The following is a 25982-nucleotide window of genomic DNA, read 5'->3' on the forward strand; positions in this document are numbered from 1 at the left end:
TAAGCATGGTGAGCCGCATGGGCGGTAAAAACGAGGCGATTATATAGTGCGGCGAGCGCCACCGCAGCTTTGCTAGAATTCGCGCCCTCAGATGCGAGGTATGTGAAATGAGTGATCCGATTCGCCTGACCCAATACAGCCATGGTGCCGGCTGCGGCTGCAAGATCTCACCCAAGGTGCTGGAGACGATTCTTGCCGGCAGCGGTGCACAGAACCTTGATCCGAAGCTGTGGGTCGGCAACGCTTCGCGTGATGATGCGGCGGTCTATGCCCTGGACGACGAGCGCGGCGTGGTGTCCACCACTGACTTTTTCATGCCCATCGTTGACGATCCCTACGATTTCGGCCGTATCGCTGCGACTAACGCGATCAGCGATATCTACGCCATGGGTGCCGACCCACTGATGGCCATTGCCATCCTCGGCTGGCCGATCAATCTCCTGCCACCGGAAGTGGCCCGCGACGTGATGCGTGGCGGCCGCGCCGTGTGCGATGCCGCCGGCATTCCGCTGGCCGGCGGCCATTCCATTGATGCTCCCGAGCCGATTTTCGGCCTGGCGGTGACCGGTGTGGTGGAAAAGCGCTACATGAAGCGTAACGACACCGGCCGCGTCGGCTGCAACCTGTACCTGACCAAGCCGCTGGGCATCGGTATTTTCACCACGGCGGAAAAGAAAGCCAAACTGCGCGCCGAAGACGTCGGCCTGGCCCGCGACTGGATGTGCACCTTGAACAAACCCGGCAGCCGCTTTAGCAAGCTCGAGGCGGTCAAGGCCATGACCGACGTCACCGGCTTCGGCCTGCTGGGCCACCTGGTGGAAATGGCCGAAGGCTGCGGCCTCACGGCTCGCGTGGAATTCTCTCGCGTGCCACGCCTGTCCGGTGTCGAGCATTACCTGGCGGAAGGTTGCGTACCTGGCGGCACCCTGCGCAACTTCGACAGCTACGGCGAGAAGATCGCGCCCATGCCCGAACTGACCAAACTGCTGCTGTGCGATCCGCAAACCAGCGGCGGCTTGCTGGTTGCCGTGGCGCCGGAAGGCGAACAGGAATTCCTCGCCGTGGCAGCGGAACTGGGCCTGGCGCTTGAGCCCATCGGCCAACTGGTGGAGCGACAGAGCCACGCGGTTGAGGTGCTGTAATGCGACAAGACTGCACCGACTACCGCGACATCTTCCTCAACGATCTGCCCATGATGGATGCCCGCGCCCCGGTCGAATTCGGAAAGGGCGCCTTCCCCACCGCCCTCAACCTGCCGCTGATGAACAACATCGAGCGGCAGAAAGTCGGCACTTGCTATAAACAGCACGGCCAGAAGGCCGCTATCGAACTCGGCCATCAGTTGGTGTCGGGCCATACCAAGGCCGACCGCATCGCCGCCTGGGCCGCGTTTGCCCAGGCCAATCCCGATGGTTATCTGTACTGCTTTCGCGGCGGCCTGCGCTCGCAGATCGTCCAGCAGTGGCTGAAAAGCGAAGTAGGCATCGATTACCCCCGGGTGGTCGGCGGCTACAAGGCGATGCGCACGTTCCTGCTGGAAACCACCCAGCAGGCCGTAACCCAATGCGACTTCGTGCTGGTCGGCGGCCTCACCGGCACCGGCAAGACCGAAGTGATCGACCGGTTGGATAACAGCCTGGACCTGGAAGGCCATGCCAATCACCGTGGATCGAGCTTCGGCAAGCACGCCACCGAGCAGCCAACCCAGATCGACTTCGAGAACCGCCTGGCCATCGATATTCTGAAAAAACGTGCAGCTGGCGTTCAGCATTTTGTGCTGGAGGACGAAAGTCGTCTGGTCGGCCGCTGCGCGGTGCCGCTGGAATTGCACGAAGGCATGCAGCGCTTTCCGCTGGTCTGGCTGGAAGACAGTTTCGACAGTCGCGTGGAGCGTATCCTTGGCGACTACGTGATTGACCTATGCGCCGAGTTCCACAGTGTGCATGGCGAGGAAGACGGTTTTCGTCTGTTCGCCGAACGCCTGCTGCAAAGCCTGGGCAACATCCACAAGCGCCTGGGTGGCGACCGTTACCAGAGTCTGCAGGCTCTTATGCAGGCCGCGCTCGACGAACAACAGCGCAGAGGCACAGTGGACCTGCATCGCGGCTGGATCGAGGCGTTGCTGCGCGACTACTACGACCCCCTGTACGCCTACCCGCGCGCCAGCAAGATTGACCGGATCGAGTTCCGGGGCGAGCAGGAAGCGGTGGTCGCTTACCTGCGTGAGCGGGCGCTGCGCCACAATGGTTGAATAACCACTCCTTTATAGCCAGTCGTAGGGTGGATCGCGCCTCATCGATCCACCGGGTGGCGATCCACCGGTTGGCGATCCATTGAGCGTGTTCGTGGTGGATGTAAAAAGCGACATCCACCCTACAAGACTGCGCGTCGATCCGCTGTACGCCTACCCGCGCGCCAGCCAGATCGACCGTGTCGAGTTCAGGGGCGATCAGGAAACGGTGGTCGCTTACCTGCGTGAGCGGGCGCAGCGCCACAATGGTTGAATAACCACTCCTTTATAGCCAGCCGTAGGGTGGATCGCGCCTCATCGATCCCGGGTGGCGATCCACCGGGTGGCGATCCACCGAGCGGGGCTTTGGTGGATGTAAAAGGCGATATCCACCTACGGACTGATGCCCAGCGTCAGGGCCGCGAGCAGCAGATAACGACTTGCCTTGGCCAACAGCACAATGAGCAGAAAGCTCCATAAGGGCTCACGCATCACACCGGCGATCAGGGTCAGCGGGTCGCCGATGATGGGCATCCAGCTCAGCAGCAGCGACCAGCGGCCGTAACGGTGATAGCCGCGCTGGGCCCGCTGCAGCTGGGCATCGTTGATGGGAAACCAGCGCTTGTGGCGCCAGCGCTCGATGGAGCGGCCCAGCAGCCAGTTCACCACCGACCCCAGCACATTGCCGACGATGGCAACCGCCAACAGGCCAACCGTTGAATGCTTGCCCGCCAGCAGCAGGCCAACCAGCACCGCTTCCGACTGCAAGGGCAACAGCGTGGCAGCGCCAAATGCGGCCACAAACAGGCCGAGGTAACCGGATACTTCCCACATGCTCTACAAATCCAGGGTCATCAGTGGCAAAGGCATGCCTTCACGTATTCAGATGTCCACTGAGAAACTGCGCCAGGCGTCGTTGCATCAGACGTCCTGCGCTGCCCAGACGAGCGATGGGCGTGCCTGCCAGGCGGTCGTGCGCCAGTTCCGAGCCTTCGCCGCACAACGCCAGCGGGCAGTCCACCGCCAGCACCAGCTTGCGCAACTGCGCCAGCAATGAATCAGTTGGCGGCGCCGTGACATACAGCACCAGCGCCCGTGGCTGCACGGCCTGGCAAATGACACTGAGTTCTTCCAGCGGCTGACCGAGGGCCAGCACGCGCACCGCGCCGTTGTCGCCGTTGAGCAGCAGGCCGGCCACCAACAGTTCCAATTCACGGCACTGGTCTGGAACCGCCGCCAGCAGCACGGTGTTATCGTCCGGGCGGCGCGCCAGTTGCAGGCGCTGCAACACCCGAGCGCGCAGGAAAGCATCAAAAAACAGCCATTGGCTGGCCTGCCCGAACCCCTTGCGGTGCAGCAGTTCGTGCCACAGCGGCAAGACAATGTCCTCGAATACCACCGTCAACGGATACGTCGAATACACCTGGCCATACAGCTGCTCCAGTCGTACGTCGTCGAAATCGCCCACCGCCTGGCGAATTCGCGCCTGCCATTCGCTCCACTCCCCCGCCACCGGCTCGGCTTCGACCGGCAGGGATTCAGCCTTGTTCGCCGCGCTGCGTTCGAGCAGGCTGCCAACCTTGCTGACCGCCACACCGCGCTCGGTCCAGGTCACGATGCTGCGAATCGCCTCGATATCCGCCTGGGAATACAGCCGATGCCCGCCTTCGGTGCGCACCGGCTGGATCAGCCCGTAGCGTCGTTCCCAGGCCCGCAGCGTGACCGGATTCACGCCAGTCAGTCGCACCACCTCGCGGATCGGAAATAGCTCATCCTGGCCCGATGGGTCAGATGCGCGCGGCGCAGCGGCAGTGAATTCGATCATTGGCAGGAGCAGCCCAGGTCATGCAAGTGGCGGCATTCTAACTCAGGGGCAACGGATTGCGCGGCTCACCCCGTAGCAAAGCCGAGCCGACTGAACGTTGTGTCTTGCCGTGCCGCATCGCCTACTTCCCACAGCCTGTTAGAATGCCCCGAACCTGCACGCGGACCTTAGAACATGATCAACGCCAAGCTGCTCCAACTGGTCGTCGAAGCCTCCAATGACGGCATCGTGGTGGCCGAACAGGAAGGCGATGACAATATTCTCATCTACGCCAATCCGGCGTTCGAACGCCTAACCGGCTACCCGGTCGACGATATCCTCTATCAGGACTGCCGCTTCCTGCAGTCAGACGATCGCGACCAACCAGGCCTCAAGGTGATTCGCGAGGCGCTTGCCAACAAGCAGCCGTGCCGGCAGATCATCCGCAACTACCGCAAAGACGGCAGCGCGTTCTGGAACGAACTGTCGATCACGCCGGTCTTCAACGAGGCCGACCAGCTCACCTATTTCATCGGCATCCAGAAGGATGTCAGCGCCCAAGTTCAGGCCACTGAACGTGTGCGCGAACTGGAGGCCGAAGTCGCTCAGCTGAAACGCCAGCTGGCCGACCGGCCCGCCTGAACCGACCGATTCACCGGGTGAGCGACCTGCCGCAGAGCAGACGCAACGTGCATGCACGCTGAATCACCGGTAGCCACCCGACAACCGCCTTGCCTGACGAATTGAACCTATGCCCGTAGCCACGAACAAACTCGAACTCCTCAGCCCTGCACGGGATACCACCATCGCCAAGGAAGCCATCCTGCATGGCGCCGATGCCGTGTACATCGGCGGCCCCAGCTTTGGCGCACGCCACAACGCCAGCAATAGCGTGGCAGAGATTGCCGAGCTGGTGGAATTCGCCCGCCTGTTCCACGCCAAGGTGTTCGTCACCCTCAACACCATCCTGCATGACGATGAACTCGAGCCCGCCCGGCTGCTGATCTGGCAGCTGTACGAGGTCGGCGTCGACGTGCTGATCGTGCAGGACATGGGCATCCTCGAGATGGACCTGCCGCCCATCGAGCTGCACGCCAGCACGCAAACCGACATCCGCACCCTGGACAAGGCCAAGTTCCTCGCCGACGCCGGTTTCTCCCAGCTGGTGCTGGCCCGTGAGCTCAACCTGCAGGAGATCCGCGAGATCAGTCACCAGGTCGACGCCACCATCGAGTTCTTCATCCATGGCGCGCTGTGCGTGGCGTTCTCCGGTCAGTGCAACATTTCCCACGCGCAGACCGGGCGCAGCGCCAACCGCGGCGACTGCTCGCAGGCCTGTCGCCTGCCCTACACCCTGAAAGACGATCAGGGCCGCGTGGTCGCCTACGACAAACACCTGCTGTCGATGAAGGACAACAACCAGACCGACAACCTGCTGGATCTGGTGGAGGCCGGCGTGCGCTCCTTCAAGATCGAAGGCCGCTACAAAGATGTGAGCTACGTGAAAAACATCACCGCTCACTATCGCCAGGAGCTGGACAAGATCCTCACCCAGCGCCCCGACCTGGCCCGCGCCTCCAGCGGCTTCAGCGAACACTTTTTCGTGCCCAACGTGGAAAAGACCTTCCACCGCGGCAGCACCGATTATTTCGTGCAGGATCGCAAGATCGACATCGGCGCCTTCGACTCGCCGAAATTCGTCGGCCTGCCGGTGGGCGACATCATCAAGGTCGGCAAGCACGACTTCATCGCCGAAACCAGCGAATCGCTGAGCAATGGCGATGGCCTGAACGTGCTGTACAAGCGTGAAGTGGTGGGTTTTCGCGCCAACACGGCGGAACTGCTCGAGGAGTTCGAACAGGACGGTCAGACCCGCCGGCAGTACCGCATCGTGCCCAATGAAATGCCGGCGGAATTGAAACAGCTGCGCATGCCCCATGCGCTCAACCGCAACCTGGACCACAACTGGCAACAAGCGCTACTCAAGACCTCGGCCGAGCGCCGCGTGCCCGTGCGCTTCCAGGCTACGTTCGACAACGAAGCATTGACCCTGAACGTGACCAGCGTCGAAGGCATCAGCGCCTCGGCCAGTCTGGCCGGGCCGTTCGGTCTGGCGAAGAATCCGGAGCAGGCCTTTGAGCAACTGCGCGATACCCTGAGCAAGCTCGGCACCACGATCTATCACGCCGAACAGGTGGACATAGACGCACCCCAGGCGTTCTTCGTGCCGAATTCGCAACTCAAGACCCTGCGCCGCGACGCCATCGACGCACTGACGGCTGCCCGCTTGGCCGCCTACCCGCGTGGCAGCCGCAAGCCGGTCAGCGTGCCGCCGCCGGTCTACCCCGAGTCGCACCTGACCTTCCTGGCCAACGTGTACAACGAAAAGGCCCGTGCGTTTTATCACCGCTACGGCGTGCAGCTGATCGACGCCGCCTACGAGGCCCATGAAGAGCCGGGCGAAGTGCCGGTGATGATCACCAAGCACTGCCTGCGCTTCTCCTTCAACCTGTGCCCGAAACAGGCCAAAGGCGTTACCGGCGTGCGCACCAAGGTCGCGCCGATGCAGCTGATCCATCAGGACGAAGTGCTGACCCTGAAGTTCGACTGCAAACCCTGCGAAATGCACATCATCGGCAAGATGAAAGGCCACATTCTCAACCAGCCCCAGCCCGGCAGCGCCAGCAGCGCGAGCAGCATGGTCGGCTTCATCAGTCCCGAAGACCTGGTGAAAACCATCAAGCGCAAACCCGCGCGGCCTTAAGCCCGGCTCAACGCGCCCTGACCAACAGGTTTCAGGGCGCGGGCCAGGCCACCTCCGGCAGCGCCTCGAACGCCGGGCGGGCAAACAGGTAGCCCTGGAACAGGTAAATGCCCAGGGCCTGCAACTCGCGTAGCTCGCCGGGGGTTTCGCCACGGGGGCCAGATCAAGCAGCAACAGCAGCCAACGCGGCTGACCGTCAACGGCGCCGTTAGCCAGCACGTCAATGCGTAGCCGGCGCCGTCCACTGGCCGCTCCACGTCCACCCTCACATTCCTGACCGGCTGCGCCTGCTGCGAGCCCAATCGGGCAATCAAACGCCGGGCCAGCCGTTGGTATTCCTCGCCAAGCAGCCAGACCAGGTTGTACACGTTTGCGCCGGTCAGCGTTGCGTCGCCTAACACGCGCTCCGCCAGTGGGTTGGCGTATTCGATGCGCCCATCACCCAGGGCGACGATTACGCCGATATCGGCCGCCATCCATTGCACGGCAGCGCCCCAGGATTAATGTGTCTGCACCGTAATGGATTGCACCTGAGCACTCCCGCACCCGAAAAACCTCAATCGATACCCACCTCGTGCCTGTAGCCTCAGGCGTCATCCCTGTTGTGCTCGACCCAGATCAGCTGCGACACATCGATGCCCAGCTCGGCAGCCTGATTGACCAGCTGTTGGCGCACCTCATCCGGCAATTGTTTGTCACGGGCGAGGATCCACAGGTAGTCGCGGTCCGGCCCCATCACCATGGCCCAACGGTAATTCTGCCGATCCAATGCAACCACGTTGTAGCCACCGTAAAACGGACCGAAGAACGACACCTTCAGCGACCCGACGTCCGTCGCACCGGTGAACTTGGCCTTGCCAACGGCCTCCTGCCAGGCGCCGCGCTTATCGTTGTAACCCCGGTTGATCACCTCGATGCTGCCATCGGCGCGCTTTCTGTACGTGGCATTCACATTGCTCAGGCCGCGCTCGAACGAATGGTCGAGCCGCGCGATTTCGTACCAGTGGCCCAGGTACCGCTCCAGCTCGAACGGCGTCACCACCTCCACGCCTTTGGGGGGTGCGTACGAACAGCCGCCCAGCACCAGCAGGGCCAGTACCAACAGCGCCGCCGGAGTTCGGCGAGACCCGTTTCGGATGCTCCACATATTCATAACGCTGATCTCCGCGAGTTGAGATTTTCGGTTTGCGAGTAGATGCCGGACGTAGGGTGGATCGCGCTTTATCGATCCACCGGGTGGCGATCCACCGAGTGGCGCCCCACCGAGCGGGGCCATGGTGGACGACGACATCCACCCTACGAAGAGCCGCGATTCGTAGCCTGGCTTCACACGGCAAATTTATACAAACACATTGACTTGTACAAGAAAAACCCTACATTTAAGAAAATTTGTACAGCTTAACCCCGTGTCCCTGAATGAGAGACCGCACATGAGCACATTCATCGCCCCCCTCAAGATCGGTATCAGCGCCTGCTTGCTGGGCAAACCGGTGCGTTTCAACGGCGGACACAAGGAGTCAAGGTTGTGCAGCGAGATCCTCGCCCGGCATTTCGAGTTCGTGCCGGTTTGCCCGGAAGTCGGCATTGGTCTAGGCACGCCCCGCGAGGCGATCCGCCTGGTGGGCGATCCGGCCAGCCCGCGCGCCGTGGGCAGCGTTCATCGCGAGCGTGATGTCAGCGAGGCGCTGACCGGGTTCGGGCAACGCACCGCCGAACAGCTGGACGACATCTGCGGCTACATCCTTATGCAGAAATCACCGTCCTGCGGCATGGAACGGGTCAAGGTCTATCAAGACAACGGCAACCCGGTGCCTGGCGGTGGTCGCGGCCTGTTCGCCGCCGCGCTGATACAGGCCCGCCCGGACCTGCCGGTGGAAGAGGACGGTCGCCTCAACGACCCGGTCCTGCGTGAAAACTTCATCACCCGTGTATTCGCCTACGCCGAATGGCAGCGCCTGCAGCACGCAGGGCTGAGTCGCCGGGCGCTGTATGCCTACCATGCCCGCTACAAATACCAGTTGATGGCCACCTGTCGTCCGCAGTACCAGGCCCTCGGCCGCCTACTGGCCGAAAGCAGCCGGCAGCCGCTGGAAGAGTTCGCGCCGCGTTATTTCAGCCAGTTGATGGACGCCCTGAAACACACCGCGTCGCGCGGTAGCCACAGCAATGTGCTGCAGCACCTCAGCGGCTACTTGAAACGCGCCCTCAGCGCCGACGAGAAGCAGGAACTGCAGCACCTGATCGGCCAGTACCGCGTTGGCATCGTGCCGCTGGTGGTACCGCTGACCCTGCTCAAGCACCACTTCCGCCGCCATCCGGACGACTACATCGCGGGCCAGGCCTACCTGCAGCCGCACCCCGAAGACCTCAGTCTGCGTAACGCCCTGTAGCCATGAACGAATCCTGCAATACAGTGGCCGACCACAACGACGCGGCCCAAAGCATGCTGCCGATCCGCGACGTCGCGCGTCTGACCGGCGTCAACCCGGTGACCCTGCGTGCCTGGGAGCGCCGTTACGGATTGATCCAGCCACAGCGCACCCCCAAGGGGCATCGCCTGTATACCTGCGAACAGGTTGAACAGGTGCGCCAGGTGCTGGCCTGGCTGGAGCGCGGCGTGGCGGTCAGCCAGGTAAAAGAGCTGTTGCACGAACCCGCGCCCCAGGAGAGCAGCCACGACTCCACCTGGCAGGCGGCACAACAGCACTTGCTGGATGCCATCGAGGCGCTGGCTGAGCGCAGCCTGGATGATGCGTTCAACCGCAGCATGGCCCTCTACCCGCCTGTCACCCTGTGTCGGCACCTGCTATTGCCGCTGCTGCAGACCCTCAGATTGCGCTGGCGGCTACACCCCGGCGCGCGCCTGGAGCAGGTGTTTTTTTTGTCCTGGCTGCGCAGCAAGCTGGGCGCGCGCCTGTACCACAACAACCGTTTGCACCCCAGCGCACCGCTGCTGCTGCTCAACCTCTCGCCCGAGACGATGGAACCCGGCCTGTGGCTGTGCGCCTGGCTGGCCAGCGATGCCGAATGCCCGGTACTGGTGCTCGACTGGGCCATCCCCGCCCCGGAGCTGCAGGTCGCCGTGCGGCGCATCCAGCCACGCGGCCTACTCCTGTATGGCAGCCAGAGCCTGAAACCCGCCCTCTTGCAACGCCTGCTGCCGGGCATCGCCTGCCCGGCCCTGCTCTGCGGCCAGGCCAGCGGCATCCACCGTCAGCAATTGCAAAGCACCGATCTGTACCTCACCGACGACCCGCTCGACGCCCTGCATTGCCTGCAATCGCTCAACCTGCTGGGCAGCTACCGCGAAGGAGCTTCAGCACCAGGAGCCTCGCCATGCGCCAGCTGATCTGGCTGCGCAGCGACCTGCGCGTGCACGACAACACCGCCCTCTGCGCAGCCATGGCCGAGGGGCCGACTATCGCCCTGTACCTGCTCAGCCCCGGCCAGTGGCAGCAACACGACGATGCGCCGTGCAAGGTCGATTTCTGGCTGCGCAACCTGGCCGCGCTGCAAGTGGAACTGCAGCGCCTCAACGTGCCGCTGTTGATTCGCCACGCCGAGCACTGGCGGGACGCGCCCGAGGTGCTGACCGAGGTCTGCCACCCCCATGCCATAAGCTGCGTACACGTCAACGACGAATACGGCCTCAACGAAACCCGCCGCGACCGCGACGTGGCGTTGCGTCTCGATGACCTGGGCGTGGGTTTTCGCGCTCATCTCGACCAACTGTTGCTCAAGCCGGGCAGTGTGCTCACCCGCTCCGGCGGCTACTTTCAGGTCTTCAGCCAGTTCCGCAAGGTCTGCTACCAGCGCCTGCACACCGCCTTGCCCGCGTTGCATGCCGTGCCCGCCGCACAGGCGCCGCTGGAAATTGCCAGCGATGCCGTGCCGGCCAGCGTGCCGGGGTTTGCGCCACCGGCGGACTCCTTGCGCCAGCTGTGGCCGGCCGGCGAGGCTGCTGCGCATGAGCGCCTGATGCAATTTGTCGACGAGCAGCTGGGGGATTACCCGCTGCAGCGCGATCTTCCCGCCCTGCCCGGCACCAGCCAGCTGTCGCCGTACCTGGCCGCTGGCGTGCTGTCGCCGCGCCAGTGCCTGCATGCCGCCCTGCGCGCCAATCGCGGCGAGTTCGACAGTGGCCAGCCAGGCGCCGTTACCTGGATCAACGAACTGCTCTGGCGCGAGTTCTACAAACACATCCTGGTCGGCTATCCGCGGGTGTCGCGTCACCGTGCCTTTCGCCTGGAAACCGAAGCGCTGCCCTGGCGTCACGCCCCCGACGATCTAGCCGCCTGGCAAGAAGGCCGCACCGGCTTTCCGCTGATCGACGCTGCCATGCGCCAATTGTTGACCACCGGCTGGATGCACAACCGGCTGCGCATGGTGGTCGCTATGTTCCTCACCAAGAACCTGCTGATCGACTGGCGCGAAGGCGAACGTTTCTTCATGCGCCACCTGATCGACGGCGACCTGGCTGCCAACAACGGCGGCTGGCAGTGGAGCGCCTCCACCGGCACCGACGCAGCGCCCTACTTCCGCATTTTCAACCCCATCAGCCAGTCGCAGAAATTCGACCCCGAGGGACGCTTCATCCGCCACTGGCTGCCGGAGCTGGCGCACCTGAACCCGCGCGACATCCATGATCCGTCCGCACTGGGAGGGTTGTTCGGCGCCGTCGACTATCCGCGTCCGATTGTCGACCTGCGCCGCAGTCGCGAACGCGCCCTGGCGGCGTTCCAGAACCTGCCGTCACGGGTACCCAGTCATGCCTGATGTCTGCCCTACCAATTTGGCTTGGACGGCACAGTTGGGGCCGCAGTGCGGGTGGAATGCGTCTAGCAAGCCACTCTTGATAGATGTCAAAAAAACATCGAATTAATATCAAAAGATATACCGCGCTGAAATATTGGCGTGTTTTAGTACACACCCGCGTGCGTAGCGATTAAGCCTGACCAAAACGAAGGCGAAGGAAAACATGCGTCACGCTCAAGCCCCTTCCACACACAACGCCGCAAGGCAATAAACCCAGAGAACCAGCAGTGCGAAAAAATCTTCCGGTCACGGGGCGAAATGTTGATTTACCCGAGCACGCCAACATTTTCTCCACAACCAGCCCCAAGGGGCTGATCAGCCACGTCAACGCCCAATTCGTCCAGATCAGTGGGTTCAGCGAGGCCGAACTGCGCGGCCAGCCCCATAACATCGTTCGTCACCCGGACATGCCGTCCGCAGCCTTCGAACAGATGTGGGCCACGTTGAAGCGTGGCCGCTCGTGGATGGGGTTGATCAAGAACCGCTGCAAGAACGGTGACCATTACTGGGTCAGCGCCTTCGTCACACCCATCAGCAAAGATGGCGATACCGTCGAGTACCAGTCGGTGCGCACCAAGCCCGACCCTGCCCACGTACGCGCGGCCGAACAGCTGTACGAGCAACTGCGCGCCGGTCAATCGCCACGCATTCTGCGCACGCCACTGGGGCTACGCCTCAAGCTGATGCTACTGGTCAGCGCCTGCCTCGGGCTGAGCACCTTCGCCGTGGCCAGCCTGTTTGCCCTGCCGCTGGTCTCTGCCCTGCTGATTGTCGGGCTTGGCGCTGCATCCAGCTCCATCGCCATCGCCCTGCTGCTGGCTCCGTTGAGCCAGTTGACTGCCCGCGCACGCGACGTCGCCGACAACGCGCTGAGCCAGGCGCTGTACACCGGCCGCGCCGATGAGTTCGGTCAGATCGAATTTGCCTTGCGCATGGCCCAGGCGGAAACCGGCGCCGTGCTGGGCCGCCTCGGCGATGCCTCGACCCAGCTCGGCTCGCAAGCCGACAACCTGCTGCATGAGATTGATGGCAGCAGCCAGTTGACTGTCGACCAGAAGTGCGCCACCGAACAGATCGCCACGGCCGTGCACCAAATGGCCGCGAACATTCAGGAGGCTGCTCTCTACGCTCAGAACGCCGCTCAGGCAGCGGAGCAGGCGGATAACGAAACCCGCACCGGGCAAAGCCTGGTGGCCAAGAGCAGCGAGTCCATCCATCTGCTGGAAGGTGAGATTCACCAGGCCGCCCAGGTCATTCACCACCTGGAAGCCAACAGCCAGGAAATCTCCAGCGTGCTGGAAGTCATCCAGAACATTGCGGCGCAGACCAACCTGCTCGCCCTGAACGCCGCCATCGAGGCCGCCCGCGCCGGTGAACAAGGCCGTGGTTTTGCCGTGGTGGCTGACGAAGTGCGCAGCCTGGCCGGTCGTACTCAGCAGTCCACCGCCGATATCCAGCAAATGATCGGCACGCTACAAGACGGTGCCCGCTCGGCTGTCGCTGTCATGGAAAAGAGCCGCGAGCAGGCCCAGGCCAGCGTCGCCCATGCCCAGCAAGCCGCCCTGGCGCTGGCGGGCATCAGCCGGCGCGTCAATGAAATCACCGCGATGAACACCCACATCGCCGCGGCGGCGCAGCAGCAAGGTAGCGTCAGCCAGGACATCAACCGCAGCATCGCCAGCATTCGCCACGCCGCTGATGAGAGCGTCGAAGCCGGGCAGCGCAACCGCGACTACGCCGAGCAGGTCGCGCAACTCACCGGCAGGCTGCATGAACTGGCCCGGCAGTTCTGGACCAAACGGGCCGGTAAACGCAGAGACTGACCTTCCCCTGTCGTCCACTTTCCGCTTCCCCTGGAAGCGCGCCCTCAGCCGCGATGCTCCCCCCTGCATTGCGGCTGAAACGTCCCCATCGCTAAAAAATTGCCTGTACCGCTAATCCCCACCGAATCACTCAACCCTTGAAGTCGAAAGATTCAGCCCAATATCGTCTCGACACGATATTAAGTTCGCCCCATCGCGATACACCGTTACGAGCACCGATTCCATGAGCGACGAACTGGACGACATCATCAAGGCCCTGGCGCACCCCCTACGCCGGGACATCCTGCGCTGGCTCAAGGAGCCCGAGCGCTACTTCCCCGACCAGGAGCACCACCCGCTGGAAAACGGCGTATGCGCCGGCCAGATCGACCGCCTTGCCGGGCTTTCTCAATCCACAGTGTCGGCCCACCTTGCCACCCTGCAACGCGCCGGCCTGATCACCAGCCGCAAGATCGGCCAGTGGCACTTCTTTACCCGCAACGATGCGCAGATCGAAAGTTTTCTGAAGCGCATCGAACAGAGTCTTTAACGCCCGGCTCATCCGCCTCGCGTTTTGTCATCACCCCAGGAGTTACTCCATGTCCACCTTGTTTGACCCTATCCAAATCGGCGACCTGCAACTGTCCAACCGCGTCATCATGGCGCCGCTGACCCGCTGCCGCGCCGAGGCCGGCCGCGTACCCGGCGAATTGATGGTCGAGTACTACCGTCAACGCGCCAGCGCCGGCCTGATCCTCACTGAAGCCACCTCCGTCATGCCCATGGGCGTCGGCTACCCGGACACCCCCGGCATCTGGTCCGCCGAGCAGATTCAGGGCTGGCGCAACGTCACCGACGCGGTGCATGCCGCCGGCGGCAAGATCGTCCTGCAGCTCTGGCACGTCGGCCGTATCTCCGACCCGGTCTACCTGGACGGCCAATTGCCCGTCGCGCCCAGCGCCCTCAAGCCGGCCGGCCACGTCAGCCTGGTTCGCCCCAAGAAGGACTACGAAACCCCGCGCGCACTGGAAACCGCTGAAATCCCCGCCATCGTCGAGGCCTACCGCAAAGGCGCCGAGAACGCCAAGGAAGCCGGCTTTGACGGCGTGGAAATCCACGGCGCCAACGGCTACCTGCTCGACCAGTTCCTGCAGGACGGCACCAACCAACGCACCGACGCCTACGGCGGCTCCCTGGAAAACCGCGCCCGCCTGCTGCTGGAAGTCACCGACGCCGCTGTGTCCGTGTGGGGTGCCGGCCGCGTCGGCGTGCACCTCGCCCCGCGTGCCGACTCCCACGACATGGGCGATAGCAACCTGGCGGAAACCTTCGGCTACGTCGCCCGCGAACTGGGCAAACGCGGCATCGCCTTCATCTTCACCCGCGAGAAGGAAGGCGCCGACAGCCTCGGCCCGCAACTGAAGCAGATCTTCGGCGGCGTCTACATCGCCAACGAAGGCTTCACCAAAGACCAGGCCAACGCCTGGCTGGCCGAAGGCAAAGCCGACGCCGTGGCCTTCGGTGTACCCTTCATCGCCAACCCGGATCTGGTGAAGCGACTGGAACAGAACGCCCCGCTCAATGAGCCGCGCTTTGACACCTTCTACGCCTCGGGGCCGGTGGGGTATATCGACTACCCGACGCTGTAAGTAGCGCCTGCGACAAAAAGCCCGGCCTGGAGGGATTCAGGTCGGGCTTTTTTGTGGATGGACAACAGCGGGGAACAAATAGTAGCGTCCTGCCATCGCAGGGTTGGCCCTACGGGGATTAGATAGCGTGCGGTCTAATCCGCATCAAGTCTTGTAACCCATTGATTTTTAATGGATCGGAGTAGAACTGTGGCGGTTAATTTTCGTAGTTATGTAGACCTCGGTCTAACTCCATTACAAAAGACCTCCATCTAATCACTGTTATACGCAGGAGATAAAATGAGAACGCTAGTACTATTATTTTTTCTATCTGTGCTGAGTGCTTGCTCAGTGCATTACGGGCCAAGAGTTGCAGGGTTTGTCCCCGGCTATGTAGATAATCGGCTTGGAGAAAATACTTATCAAATTAAAATTGGTGAAGCATGGCCTAAAGATTGGCCAGACCTTGAAAAGTTTGCAATGTATAGGGCGTCTGAAATAACACAGGAAAGAGGCTTGCGTTATTTTGTCGCAACCAGCGCTTCGACACAGATATCAAATTACACAATAAATACCCCCACCACTACTCATACATCTGGTACGGCCAATGTTATCGGTAATACTGCATATATAAATACAACAAGCAGAACTACCGGTAGTAGCACAAGCAATATCATCGGCGGCTGGTATATATTAGATTTCAAAGTTCTCACAGAATCAGACCTGCAAAACTATGAAATGGTCATTGATTCAGAATCGGTTATGGCTGATCTCAAGTATTTTATCGATGCTCGGCGGTAAAACGTATAACAAGTCAATTAACTTCGCGCCTATGGCGCCGGACGCAGCAAAGCTGCGCCGGTTATTGAGGCGTTAGCGCTCAGAGCAGTAATGCAGCCATTCAATAGAAGGAAGCAATAATCTATGGATCTTCTAATCAGTATCGCAACGGTTCTAAGTGGTTTCTCTACTGTAGCAATCGCAATTCTTACAGTACTGCTTTGGCGTGAAAATCGGTTATTGCGGATGGCTGGCTCTGAGCCACAGTTAGTTGCGTACTTTGAGCCTCACCCAGATGGTACGGGAGGTTTAAATATTGCTATCGCGAATGTAGGAACTGGGCCAGCACGAGATGTGTATTTTCAGTTCAAAGGAGAGTCAACCAGCTTTTCCAAATACGATTTGATCCTTGATTGCACCGTAAAAAGAGGGCCAATCACCCTTATACCTCAAGGCGAGAAAATATCTATATTATTCGCTGCCGGCTACCAACTGTTTAAACAAAAAGGTACCGACATCAATGAACCGCTACCGCCCTTTAGCGCTCAACTTGAATGGACAAATTTAGAAAGGTCCAAGGTTAATTGTGAGAACTTTCTCTTAGATGTTAAGCCTTATGCTAACTTGCCGGGCTTTGTAAACAAGCCTTATTTACTTAAAATCGTTGATTCAGTAGATAGTGTAAGCAAGAGTATCTATAAAGCCAATCAAGATATAATAAATTTAAAAAATGTGATTGAGGCTAACACGTTGGAATGCTCGATGGTTCAGAAAGCCAAAGGAAATACTGAACAAATTTAGTTCCAAATGAGGGAATTCTTTGTAGGCGGGCAGTGTAAACCTGCGCGCTAACAACTGGTTCAAACCGCTCGCTACGCTCGCTGGGACGGGCTAAAGCCCGCCCCTTAACCAATCGTTATACAAGAGGGAGACATCGATGAGCGCCAAGGAATTCGCGGGCCAGTTAAAGCAGACCATCGAAGGTCTAAAGAATAATGGAACTGCAGCTATTTATTGCGACAACCTTATTGCGTATCTGGAAGAAGTAATAAATTCACCTTCTCCAGTCGTAACAGAAGCAGAGCTTGAGCACTACAAAGCACAACTACAAGTGTGGGTCGAAGCAGAAAAACGAAATCATGCTTCCGACCTTGAAATGTTTCGCTCTGTTATACAAGCCGGCCAAAATGCCGTTAAGTCTTCATTCCTACTAAATGGCGGGGCTTCAGTTGCATTGCTGGCATTTATTGGAAAACTAACTGAAGAGCAACAGTCAAGAATTCCTGCATTCGCTGACTCTCTTACAATTTTTGTCACCGGCGTCTTCAAACCGGAAGGGAGCTTCTAGATCTTCATGGGATATGGTAGCCAAATTTTTAGTTAACTTAGATGAAGCGGAATATTATGGCATTGATGCGGATGAGGTGTCCGAAGGATATTGGAATCTCGCACATCGCCAATTGACTACAGCACTAGCTATTACTCAGCAAGGAATAGAATTTCTTATAAAAGGCCGTATTTGCGAAATCTCACCATACCTACTCATATCTGATTCTCCAGCTAAACGGCCATCTCCGTACGATGGAGATGCGATTGACTTCAGCAAGTTCAGAACAATTGACGCCCAAGACTTGATTCGTGTTCATGACACGTTTTCACCTGTCGCTTTTGATGCTGAATTCGTCAGTAAATTTAATGAGCTTAGGGAGTCAAGAAACGTAATAATGCACTCTATAAGTGAATCGCTAGATGTCCAAGTTGCTGAGGTAATCGAATCTCTGTTGTATATGCATGGTTCTCTATTTCCAAATGAGTCATGGGCAAACATTAGGAAAAAGGCTCTTGAGTCATCGCCTAATACTGAATTAGGGGGCGTGGATTATATAAGTAATGAAGTGTGTCGCGAGCTATCAATTATCATGAGCCTACTATCGCCTGCAAAGGTTAAGCAGCACTTTAAAATAGATAAAAAAATGCGTCCTTATCTTTGCCCAGATTGTTATTACGAAGCAAACCACGATGCTGGTGATTTTGATTACAAACTTGCCAGGCTGACATCCAAAGAAGAAGGGTGTTGCGAGGTTTATTGCCCAGTATGCGACCGAGAATATGATGTAGTAAGAGAGAGTTGTAGTGATGAGGGTGAATGTCCGGGTAACGTCATAAGTGAAACCTATGGAATGTGCCTTACTTGCGGCCAGCACTAACAATCAGCTGCAGCGGACCAATTTACGCTGCGCTTCAATTGCCCACTGAGCTGGGCGTTAGATTCTATAAGAAGGTGTGCGCGCTTTGACAATCGACAGCAAGCATTCTGAATGGCCTCAAGATCGGGGGCACTATAAATTTAAACGTCTTTCTGGAGCTGAGCGACTAACAATTTCTTTGGTCTATTTCAGAAAATGGCGGAAAATAGTAAATGTTGGCATCCTCCAAAAAAATGAGAGAGCTTACTTTAAGAATTATTTAAAGGAAATTCATGCAAGATATTATTTAAGAGTCGTGAGGGGTCCTAATTATGTAAAAACTTCAAGACTTATTCTTAATTTCTTGATATCGAAAACTAATGAAAATGCCCGAACAACTCTTGTAAGCCTTGAGCCATACAACCTAACTATATTTGTGCAAGCGATTAGGTCTCAGATCGAATTGAACGCATTAATAAGTAAGTATATTAGCGATTCTGACTACCACCAAAAGCACATCACGCTAAATGAAGACAGATCTAAGGTGAAGGAAGTCGAAACAGTAATTAATATAAATACACTTGTTTCAAAAATGGGCAATACTCCTCTACCTTACAAATCAAGTTATGATGAGTTGAGTCTGCTTCTGCACCCGAATCCATCTGCAATTAGGTTTTACGCTCAGGCCGAAGGGGAACACAAGCCTGATGGGACAGGGGTATTCCAACCAAAAATCAAGTACGCTTTTGACGAAACAATAACTCGAACAAAGCAATACGACGACTGGTTCAGAGATTATATTTGGCTTTTTCTTACACTTATCGAACACAATTTGATTTTATTAGATTCTCTCGAGAATGATTTTTTTGCACCCTCGCTGATTTCGACAAGGCCGCGCAGGCATACCGCCTCGCCACGCCGCTGGGCATCAACTCGACCACGGGCGTGGCCGGTCTGACCCTGGGCGGTGGTTTCGGCTGGCTGAGCCGCAAGTACGGGATGACCGTGGACAACCTGCTCGGCGCCGATGTCGTCACGGCGGATGGCCGTCAGGTGCACGCCAGCGCAACGGAAAACGCCGACCTGTTCTGGGGCCTGCGCGGGGGCGGCGGCAATTTCGGTGTCGTCACCCGTTTTCAGTTCCAGCTGCATCCGGTCGGGCCGGACGTGCTCAGCGGGCTGATCGTTTTCCCGTTCGACCAGGCGAAGGCCGTGCTCACGCAGTTCGCCCACTTCACCCGGACCATGCCGGACGAGCTCAACGTCTGGATGGTGACACGCAAGGCGCCCCCGCTGCCCTTCTTGCCCGAAGACGTCCATGGCAAGGAAATGGTCGCGCTGGCGCTGTGCTATGCGGGGGATCCCGCTGAGGGCCAGAAGCTGATCGAACCCTTGCGCGGGTTCGGCACGCCGCTCGGCGAGCATATTGGCGTACAGCCCTATTGCGCCTGGCAGCAGGCGTTCGATCCACTCCTGGCCTTTGGGGCGCGCAATTACTGGAAGTCGCACAACTTTTCCCAGCTCAACGATGAGGCCATCGCCATCATCCTCGAGTACGCCGCCAAGCTGCCCTCGGCACAGTGCGAGATCTTCATCGGTACGATCGGCGGCCAGACAGGGCGTGTGGCACCCGGCGCGATGGCGTATTCGAGTCGGGACGCCAATTACGTGATGAATGTGCATGGTCGCTGGGAGTCTGCCGACGAGGACGCGCGCGGCATCGCCTGGGCGCGCGAGTTCTTCGCCAAGGCACAGCCGTTTGCCAGCGGTGGCGCGTACATCAACTTCCTGACCCAGGACGAAACCGACCGTATCGCCTTCGCCTACGGCGATACGTACAACCGACTCGTGGAGCTCAAACAGAAGTACGACCCGACCAACTTCTTCCGGATGAACCAGAACATCAGGCCGGCTTGAGCGGTTTGCTGTGCATCGGTGGCTAACAGAGGTGGCCGGGCGGCACTGAGCATGCAAGCGATTCGGGTAACGGCTCGATCAGATGAACTTGTCGTGCGGGGCTCGGCGCAGATGCGTGAGTCCAGGGACCCCGTGATTGAGAGGTTGCCCCGTGAATCTCCAAAAAACTGAAGAAGAGGCGCTCCACCTTTCTAAAGAAGAGCGAGCACAGCTGATTCAGCGATTGGTATTGAGTCTGGATTCGCCATCAGATCAAGAACTCAGTTCCGATTGGCTGCTTGAGGCCCGACGTAGAGCTGAAGAGCTTGATGATGAAAGTGTCCACGCCGTGCCCAGCGAAGATGTGATGAGCAGGGCTAGAGCCCTGCTCAAATGAGTCATCAATTCCACCCGGCAGCTACCAAAAGGAGCAAATTTATTCCTGTCTTAGTTAGCGAATGAAATAGCGCTGTCCCTTGCTGGGTCATGCCTGCTGAAATGTTAATTCTATTTTGACATCATGGCGGTCCGACTCCCTTATCGGCCTGACCATGACTCATAAAAGCCTGCTTATTTTAGCCATTGGCGCAACCTTGCTCGCTGGCTGTGCAACCGCTCAACAGACACCTCCAGCGGCTCCTACCTGGGTAGACCGGGGCCATGGTGTTGTCACTACCCCGTCGCGCAAGAACGCATGTTACGGGGACGCCAAGCTCGTAAGCGGAAAACGCATCACTGCGGACATCTGCTACCTCTCTGGCGATGGCTTCCGACTTCTAAGCGGTTTCAAGCCGCAGGTGGAAGTCTGGATTAACGACCGAAGACATATGCTCGGCGACCTAGAGAACGCGACCAAGACCGGTCTTACCCGGCACTACCCGTCTAACAACATTACTCTCGCTCTCAAATGCGAGCCCATTCCTGTATTAGAAGAGCACTACGTGCGGCCTGGCGACCTGTGTGAGCTGACCGTTAACGACAGGGCGTTTGTCAGCGTTTCGTTCTATTACACAAAATAATGTGCTGCGGGGCTTGGTTACTCAACAAAAAGGAGGTTCGAACCTCCCCCGCCCTACCCCACTCTTAACCTGCAGAACCCTCTTGCCCAGGTATCTGCATGGACCTGATCGTTGCCCGCCCGGAAGGCCTTTATTGCCCGGCCGGTGATTTTTATATCGACCCGTGGCGTGGTGTGGATCGGGCGGTGATCACCCATGGTCATGGTGACCATGCGCGCTGGGGCAATGGGCATTACCTGGCGGCCGCGCCCGGCGAGGGCATTCTGCGGGCGCGGCTGGGGCAGGACATCAACCTGCAGACGCTGGCCTACGGCGAGCGCATCGAGCACCACGGCGTGACCCTGAGTTTTCACCCTGCCGGCCATGTGCTGGGCTCGGCGCAGGTGCGCCTGGAGTATCAGGGCGAGGTCTGGGTCGCGTCGGGGGACTATAAGGTGGAGCCGGATGGCACTTGCGCGGCCTTCGAGCCGGTGCGCTGTGACTGCTTTATCACGGAATCGACCTTCGGCCTGCCGATCTACCGCTGGGCGCCCCAGGCGCAGGTCTTCGCGGACATCAATGGCTGGTGGCGAAACAATGCCGAGGCCGGGCGGGCCAGCGTGCTGTTCGCCTATGCCTTCGGCAAGGCGCAGCGGATTCTGCATGGCATCGATGCGAGCATCGGCCCGCTGCTGGTGCATGGCGCGGTCGAGCCGCTCAATGCGGTGTATCGCGCCGCTGGCGTGTCGCTGCCTGTCACCCAGTACGCCGGCGATTTTCGCAAGAATGATCCGGCGCTGCGCCAGGCGCTGGTGATCGCGCCGCCCTCGGCCGGCGGCAGTACCTGGATGCGCCGTTTCGGCGATTGCAGCGATGCCTTTGCCAGCGGCTGGATGCTGTTGCGCGGCACGCGTCGGCGGCGGGGCGTGGATCGCGGCTTCGCGTTGTCCGATCACGCCGACTGGCCCGGCCTGCTGTGGGCCATCGAACAGACCGGCGCCGAGCGGGTGATGGTCACCCACGGCCAGGTCGAACCCCTGGTGCGCTACCTCTGCGAGCAAGGCCTGGATGCCCGGGCCTTTGCCACCGAGTACGGCGAAGAGGACGACACGCAGGCCAGCGAGGAGTCGTCATGAAGGCCTTCGCCGCGCTCTACGCGCAGCTGGATGCCACCACCTCCAGCAACGCCAAGTTGCAGGCGCTGCAGGGCTATTTCAGCCAGGCCGAACCGGCGGATGCGGCCTGGGCGGTGTACTTTTTGGCCGGCGGCAAGCCCCGCCAACTGGTGCCCACCCGCCTGCTGCGCGACATGGCCACACGCCAGGCCAATCTGCCCGACTGGCTGTTCGAGGAGAGTTACCAGGCGGTGGGTGATCTGGCCGAGACCATCGCGTTGCTGTTGCCTGAGGCCGGCACCGGTAATGACCAGGGGTTGGCCTGGTGGATGGAGCATCAATTGCTGCCCTTGCGCGGGTTGCCGCCGGAGCAGTTGGCCGAGCGCCTCGCCCCGTTGTGGGCGCAACTGGATCGGCCGAGTCTGCTGGTGTGCCTGAAGCTGATCACCGGAGCGTTCCGGGTGGGTGTCTCCAAACTGCTGGTCACCCGCGCGCTCGCGGCACTGGCCGGGGTGGATGCCAAGCGTGTCGCCCAACGCATGGTCGGCTACACCGACCTGTCGCACCACCCGACTGCGGACAGTTATCGGGGGCTGATTGCCGAGGAGTCCCATGACGAACATGCGCAGCGTGGTGGCCAGCCCTACCCGTTTTTTTTGGCGCATCCGCTGCAGGAGCCGCTGGAGCGCTTCGAAGCCGTGCTCGGGCCGCCGGAGAACTGGCTGGTGGAGTGGAAGTGGGACGGCATTCGCGCGCAACTGATCCGTCGCGACGGCCAGTCCTGGCTGTGGTCGCGTGGCGAGGAACTGATCACCGAGCGCTTTCCGGAGCTGCAGGCGCTGGCCGAGGGGCTGCCGGATGGCTGCGTGCTGGATGGCGAGATCGTCGCCTGGCGCGATCCACCGGGCGGCAGCGCGGCAGTGTTTGGCATTCTGCCCTTCGCCTTGTTGCAACAGCGCATCGGCCGCAAGACCCTGACGCGCAAGGTGCTGGAGGACGCGCCAGCGGTGCTGCTGGCCTACGACCTGCTCGAATACCAAGGCGAGGACTGGCGCAGCCGCGCACAAAGCGAACGCCGCGCGGTGCTGGAACAGCTGGTTGGCGAGATCGCCGCGCCAGCCCTGCGCCTGTCGCCCCAGCTGAGCGGCGAGAGCTGGCAAGCGCTGGCCGAGCAGCGCGAAGCCTCGCGCACCCTCGGCGTGGAAGGGATGATGCTCAAGCGCCAGGACTCGCTCTACGGCGTGGGACGTACCCGCGACCTGGGCCTGTGGTGGAAGTGGAAGATCGATCCATTCTTCGTCGACGCGGTGCTGATCTACGCCCAGCGCGGCCACGGCCGCCGCGCCAGCCTCTACACCGATTACACCTTCGCGGTCTGGGATGATTCGGCGCCCGGCGAGCGAACGCTAGTGCCCTTCGCCAAGGCCTATTCGGGACTGACCGATGAGGAAATCCGTCAGGTGGACGCGATCATCCGCAAGACCACGGTCGAAACCTTCGGCCCCGTGCGCAGCGTGACGCCCTCAATGGTCTTCGAGCTGGGCTTCGAGGGCATCGCGCTGTCCAAGCGTCACAAGAGCGGCGTCGCGGTGCGTTTTCCGCGCATCCTGCGCTGGCGGACCGATAAACGCGTCGAGGAGGCCGACACCCTGGCGACCCTTCAGGGGTTGCTCTGAGGGCCAACATCCCTTTCAACTGGCCCCTAGACCAGACAACCACCGGAATTATGCTGAGGTCGGAAGTTATCCCTGCTGAAGCGGCCAAGCTTCACTTGTCTGCAAAACGTTACGGCCACGTAGGGTGGACAACGCTTTACCTGTCCACCATAACGAACCTTCCCCTGCGCCGCTGTCAGGGAGCAAATGCTTAAATGCTCCCACCTACACCCCCAGCGGAAACACCAACACAAAACAGGTGCCCTGCTCGCCACTTTCCACCCGCACGCTGCCGCCATGCAGTTGCATGATCGAGCGCACGATGGCCAAGCCCAGCCCGCCGGAGCCGCCCGGCTGGGCGCGGGAGGGGTCGCAGCGGTAAAAGCGTTTGAACAGCCGGGGCAAGTGTTCCTCGGCAATCGGCGGGCCCTGGTTGTGTACGCTGATTTCCAGCCCTTCGTCGCTGCGCTGATTGCGAATGTGGATCGGCGTACCGGGCGCGCCATAACGCAGGGCGTTGACCAGCAGATTGGCCAAAGCGCGGCGCAGCATGTCCGGGTCGGCTTGCAGGCTGCCCTCGGTTTCGTTGACCAGGCGCATGTCGTTCTCTTCGGCCATGCCCTCGAAGTACTCGCACAGCTGCTCCAGCAGCGGGTGCAGCTCGACCTGCTGCAGGTTCACCGAGGTGTTCGGCTGCTCGGTGCGGGCGATGAAGAGCATGCTGTCGATCATCCGCGCCAGGCGTTCATACTCTTCCTGATTGGACGCCAGCAGGTTCTGGTAGTCCTCGATGGAGCGGGTTTTACGCAGGGTCTGCTGGGTGTGGCCCATGAGGTTGCTCAGTGGCGTGCGCATTTCGTGGGCGAGGTCCTCGGAGAAACGCGACAGCTGGGCGAAGCCGTCTTCCAGCCGTGCCAGCATCTGGTTGAGCACCCGGCTCAGGGTGCGTAGCTCGCTGACCTCCTGAGTCTCATCGAGACGCAGATGCAGGTGCTGCACATCGATGTCGGCGGCGCGGGCGGCGAGCTGGCGCACCGGGCGCAGGCCGCGCTGGCTGACCAACCAGCCCAGCATAAAAGCCAGCAGCGCCCCCATCAGCAGGGCGAGGGCGAGCTTGATGCGATAAGCGGCGAGCATCTGGTTGCGTTCGTCGAGCAATTTGCCGGCGACCAGGGTGACGCTTTTTTCGCCGCGATACACCGAAACCCAGGCCAGCCGCGCCGGTGTTTTACCCAGACTGTCGGTCAACTTGACCATGTCACCCTCGGGCAACTGGGGAACCGGCAAGCCCGCCTGGTTGATCTCGATCAGCACCTGGCCTTGCTCGTCGATGATCCACAGCAGGCTTTCGCGGTTGCCCAGCATGTTGCCATACAGCTGTGGCCAGCTACGCAGCGCGTCGATGCTCTTGCTGTCGTCGAGGAGCGCACGCATGCGCTCCAGACGCCCGAGCAGGATCAGGTCGTCGCGCCAGGCCACCTCTTTGTTGAGCGCCTGAAACAGGTAAAGGCCGATGGCGCCGAGCAACAGCGTGCTGGCCAGAGCAAACATCAATGCCAGGCGCAGGCTGAGCGAGCGGGGCCAGAGGATCACGGTTGCTCGCCCAGCAGATAGCCCATGCCGCGCACCGTGTGGATGAGCTTTTGCGGGTACGGATCATCGACCTTGGCGCGCAGACGGCGGATCGCCACGTCCACCACGTTGGTATCGCTGTCGAAGTTCATCTGCCACACCTGCGCGGCAATGAAGGCACGCGACAGGACCTCACCTTCGCGGCTCATCAGCAGGTGCAGCAAGGCGAATTCCTTGTTGGTCAGGTTGATGCGCTCGCCCTGGCGAGTGACCTGGCGGCGCAGCAGGTCCAGTTGCAGGTCAGCCACTTGGAATTCCGCCGACTCACGCGGCGGCCCGCGACGCAGCAAGGTGCGCACCCGCGCCAGCAGCTCGGCATAGGAAAAAGGCTTGACCAAATAATCATCGGCGCCCAGCTCCAGGCCTTTTACGCGGTCCTCCACCGCATCACGGGCGGTAAGAAACAGCACCGGCGTTTGCGAGGTCTGGCGGATATTCTGCAGCAGTTGCCAGCCGTCCAGGCCAGGCAACATCACATCGAGAATAATCAGGTCGAACGCTTGCTTTTGGATCAGCTGTTGACCATCAAGGCCATTGAGTGCGACCTCAACCCGATAGCCAGACTCACTCAGGCCCTTGCGCAGGTAGTCCGCAGTTTTGACTTCATCTTCGACCACCAGAATGCGCATCTCGGACTCCAAAAAAAGGCCATAGGCTAAATCGAGATTAGGTGTCCG

25 protein-coding genes and 1 pseudogene are annotated in these 25982 nt (G+C 60.0%); 21 read left to right on the top strand and 5 right to left on the bottom strand.

Annotation, left to right across the window (positions count from 1 at the left end; translation table 11 throughout):
* The first annotated feature begins 107 nt into the window (after positions 1 to 107).
* The 3 genes from selD (at position 108) to ACTV8E_RS11590 (ending at position 2504) form a co-directional block, all read left to right on the top strand.
* Positions 108 to 1142 carry a selenide, water dikinase SelD gene (gene selD, locus ACTV8E_RS11580; RefSeq protein WP_443199596.1) on the top strand — a complete coding sequence of 345 codons (1035 nt, stop codon included), beginning with the start codon at positions 108 to 110 and terminating at the stop codon, positions 1140 to 1142.
* The gene (mnmH, locus tag ACTV8E_RS11585; protein ID WP_443199597.1) at positions 1142 to 2251 is read left to right on the top strand and encodes a tRNA 2-selenouridine(34) synthase MnmH; all 1110 of its coding nucleotides are present in this window, start codon (positions 1142 to 1144) and stop codon (positions 2249 to 2251) included. Before selD ends, mnmH begins: the two co-directional genes overlap by 1 nt.
* A gap of 82 nt (positions 2252 to 2333) precedes the next feature.
* Entirely contained in the window at positions 2334 to 2504 is a 171-nt protein-coding gene (locus tag ACTV8E_RS11590; RefSeq protein ID WP_443199598.1) for a hypothetical protein, read from the top strand.
* Positions 2505 to 2623: 119 nt separating this feature from the next.
* On the opposite strand, the gene ACTV8E_RS11595 is transcribed toward ACTV8E_RS11590, so the two are convergent.
* Positions 2624 to 3064 carry a YqaA family protein gene (locus ACTV8E_RS11595; protein WP_251837690.1) on the bottom strand — a complete coding sequence of 147 codons (441 nt, stop codon included), beginning with the start codon at positions 3062 to 3064 and terminating at the stop codon, positions 2624 to 2626.
* 40 nt (positions 3065 to 3104) lie between these two features.
* On the bottom strand, positions 3105 to 4055 hold the full coding sequence (locus ACTV8E_RS11600; RefSeq protein WP_251837689.1) for a MerR family transcriptional regulator: 951 nt from the start codon (positions 4053 to 4055) through the stop codon (positions 3105 to 3107).
* Between the two features lie 174 nt (positions 4056 to 4229).
* Between ACTV8E_RS11600 and ACTV8E_RS11605 the strand changes: the two genes are divergently transcribed.
* Both ACTV8E_RS11605 and ACTV8E_RS11610 read left to right on the top strand, forming a co-directional pair.
* A complete protein-coding gene (locus tag ACTV8E_RS11605) occupies positions 4230 to 4676 on the top strand; it encodes a PAS domain-containing protein (protein WP_251837688.1) in 447 nt (148 codons plus the stop codon).
* A gap of 109 nt (positions 4677 to 4785) precedes the next feature.
* Positions 4786 to 6798, top strand: a complete 2013-nt coding sequence (locus ACTV8E_RS11610; RefSeq protein ID WP_443199599.1) for a peptidase U32 family protein — start codon at positions 4786 to 4788, stop codon at positions 6796 to 6798.
* A 586-nt stretch (positions 6799 to 7384) separates the two neighbouring features.
* On the opposite strand, the gene ACTV8E_RS11615 is transcribed toward ACTV8E_RS11610, so the two are convergent.
* Complete coding sequence (locus tag ACTV8E_RS11615) at positions 7385 to 7951, bottom strand: lipocalin family protein (RefSeq protein WP_443199600.1); 567 nt, start codon at positions 7949 to 7951, stop codon at positions 7385 to 7387.
* Positions 7952 to 8228: 277 nt separating this feature from the next.
* Here ACTV8E_RS11615 and ACTV8E_RS11620 point away from each other — a divergent pair, with 277 nt between their 5' ends.
* The 16 genes and pseudogenes from ACTV8E_RS11620 to ACTV8E_RS11695 all read left to right on the top strand — a co-directional run bounded on the left by ACTV8E_RS11620 (position 8229) and on the right by ACTV8E_RS11695 (position 23694).
* Positions 8229 to 9188, top strand: a complete 960-nt coding sequence (locus tag ACTV8E_RS11620; protein WP_443199601.1) for a YbgA family protein — start codon at positions 8229 to 8231, stop codon at positions 9186 to 9188.
* Between the two features lie 2 nt (positions 9189 to 9190).
* On the top strand, positions 9191 to 10147 hold the full coding sequence (locus tag ACTV8E_RS11625; RefSeq protein ID WP_443199602.1) for a MerR family transcriptional regulator: 957 nt from the start codon (positions 9191 to 9193) through the stop codon (positions 10145 to 10147).
* Positions 10135 to 11574, top strand: a complete 1440-nt coding sequence (phrB, locus tag ACTV8E_RS11630; protein ID WP_443199603.1) for a deoxyribodipyrimidine photo-lyase — start codon at positions 10135 to 10137, stop codon at positions 11572 to 11574. The genes ACTV8E_RS11625 and phrB overlap by 13 nt, the downstream gene beginning before the upstream one ends.
* Positions 11575 to 11840: 266 nt before the next feature.
* Positions 11841 to 12170 (top strand): annotated as a pseudogene (locus tag ACTV8E_RS11635) (PAS domain-containing protein); the annotation flags it as partial.
* A gap of 126 nt (positions 12171 to 12296) precedes the next feature.
* On the top strand, positions 12297 to 13436 hold the full coding sequence (locus ACTV8E_RS11640; protein WP_443199692.1) for a methyl-accepting chemotaxis protein: 1140 nt from the start codon (positions 12297 to 12299) through the stop codon (positions 13434 to 13436).
* 223 nt (positions 13437 to 13659) lie between these two features.
* Positions 13660 to 13965, top strand: coding sequence for an ArsR/SmtB family transcription factor (locus tag ACTV8E_RS11645; protein WP_443199604.1), 306 nt, complete (start codon positions 13660 to 13662; stop codon positions 13963 to 13965).
* A gap of 49 nt (positions 13966 to 14014) precedes the next feature.
* Positions 14015 to 15064 (top strand): alkene reductase, encoded by a 1050-nt coding sequence (locus ACTV8E_RS11650; protein ID WP_443199605.1) that lies wholly within the window; start codon positions 14015 to 14017, stop codon positions 15062 to 15064.
* Positions 15065 to 15343: 279 nt separating this feature from the next.
* A complete protein-coding gene (locus ACTV8E_RS11655; RefSeq protein WP_443199606.1) occupies positions 15344 to 15844 on the top strand; it encodes a CC0125/CC1285 family lipoprotein in 501 nt (166 codons plus the stop codon).
* 123 nt (positions 15845 to 15967) lie between these two features.
* Complete coding sequence (locus tag ACTV8E_RS11660; protein ID WP_443199607.1) at positions 15968 to 16624, top strand: hypothetical protein; 657 nt, start codon at positions 15968 to 15970, stop codon at positions 16622 to 16624.
* A gap of 136 nt (positions 16625 to 16760) precedes the next feature.
* Complete coding sequence (locus ACTV8E_RS11665) at positions 16761 to 17171, top strand: hypothetical protein (protein ID WP_443199608.1); 411 nt, start codon at positions 16761 to 16763, stop codon at positions 17169 to 17171.
* A gap of 13 nt (positions 17172 to 17184) precedes the next feature.
* Positions 17185 to 18030, top strand: coding sequence for a hypothetical protein (locus tag ACTV8E_RS11670; RefSeq protein WP_443199609.1), 846 nt, complete (start codon positions 17185 to 17187; stop codon positions 18028 to 18030).
* Positions 18031 to 18115: 85 nt separating this feature from the next.
* Positions 18116 to 18967: a hypothetical protein gene (locus ACTV8E_RS11675; protein WP_443199610.1), complete on the top strand. Its 852-nt coding sequence runs from the start codon at positions 18116 to 18118 to the stop codon at positions 18965 to 18967.
* Positions 18937 to 19926, top strand: coding sequence for an FAD-binding oxidoreductase (locus ACTV8E_RS11680; protein WP_443199693.1), 990 nt, complete (start codon positions 18937 to 18939; stop codon positions 19924 to 19926). The genes ACTV8E_RS11675 and ACTV8E_RS11680 overlap by 31 nt, the downstream gene beginning before the upstream one ends.
* A gap of 151 nt (positions 19927 to 20077) precedes the next feature.
* Positions 20078 to 20302 carry an addiction module protein gene (locus tag ACTV8E_RS11685; RefSeq protein WP_443199611.1) on the top strand — a complete coding sequence of 75 codons (225 nt, stop codon included), beginning with the start codon at positions 20078 to 20080 and terminating at the stop codon, positions 20300 to 20302.
* Between the two features lie 720 nt (positions 20303 to 21022).
* On the top strand, positions 21023 to 22039 hold the full coding sequence (locus tag ACTV8E_RS11690) for a ligase-associated DNA damage response exonuclease (RefSeq protein WP_443199612.1): 1017 nt from the start codon (positions 21023 to 21025) through the stop codon (positions 22037 to 22039).
* Positions 22036 to 23694, top strand: a complete 1659-nt coding sequence (locus ACTV8E_RS11695) for an ATP-dependent DNA ligase (RefSeq protein ID WP_443199613.1) — start codon at positions 22036 to 22038, stop codon at positions 23692 to 23694. Before ACTV8E_RS11690 ends, ACTV8E_RS11695 begins: the two co-directional genes overlap by 4 nt.
* Positions 23695 to 23898: 204 nt before the next feature.
* Here ACTV8E_RS11695 and ACTV8E_RS11700 read toward each other — a convergent pair whose 3' ends face one another.
* Complete coding sequence (locus ACTV8E_RS11700; protein ID WP_251836173.1) at positions 23899 to 25266, bottom strand: heavy metal sensor histidine kinase; 1368 nt, start codon at positions 25264 to 25266, stop codon at positions 23899 to 23901.
* Positions 25263 to 25934 (bottom strand): heavy metal response regulator transcription factor, encoded by a 672-nt coding sequence (locus ACTV8E_RS11705; RefSeq protein ID WP_443199614.1) that lies wholly within the window; start codon positions 25932 to 25934, stop codon positions 25263 to 25265. The genes ACTV8E_RS11700 and ACTV8E_RS11705 overlap by 4 nt, the downstream gene beginning before the upstream one ends.
* Positions 25935 to 25982: the final 48 nt, after the last annotated feature.

It is taken from the genome of Pseudomonas sp. B392_1p (genome assembly GCF_052245235.1).
Classification (GTDB): domain Bacteria; phylum Pseudomonadota; class Gammaproteobacteria; order Pseudomonadales; family Pseudomonadaceae; genus Serpens; species Serpens gallinarum.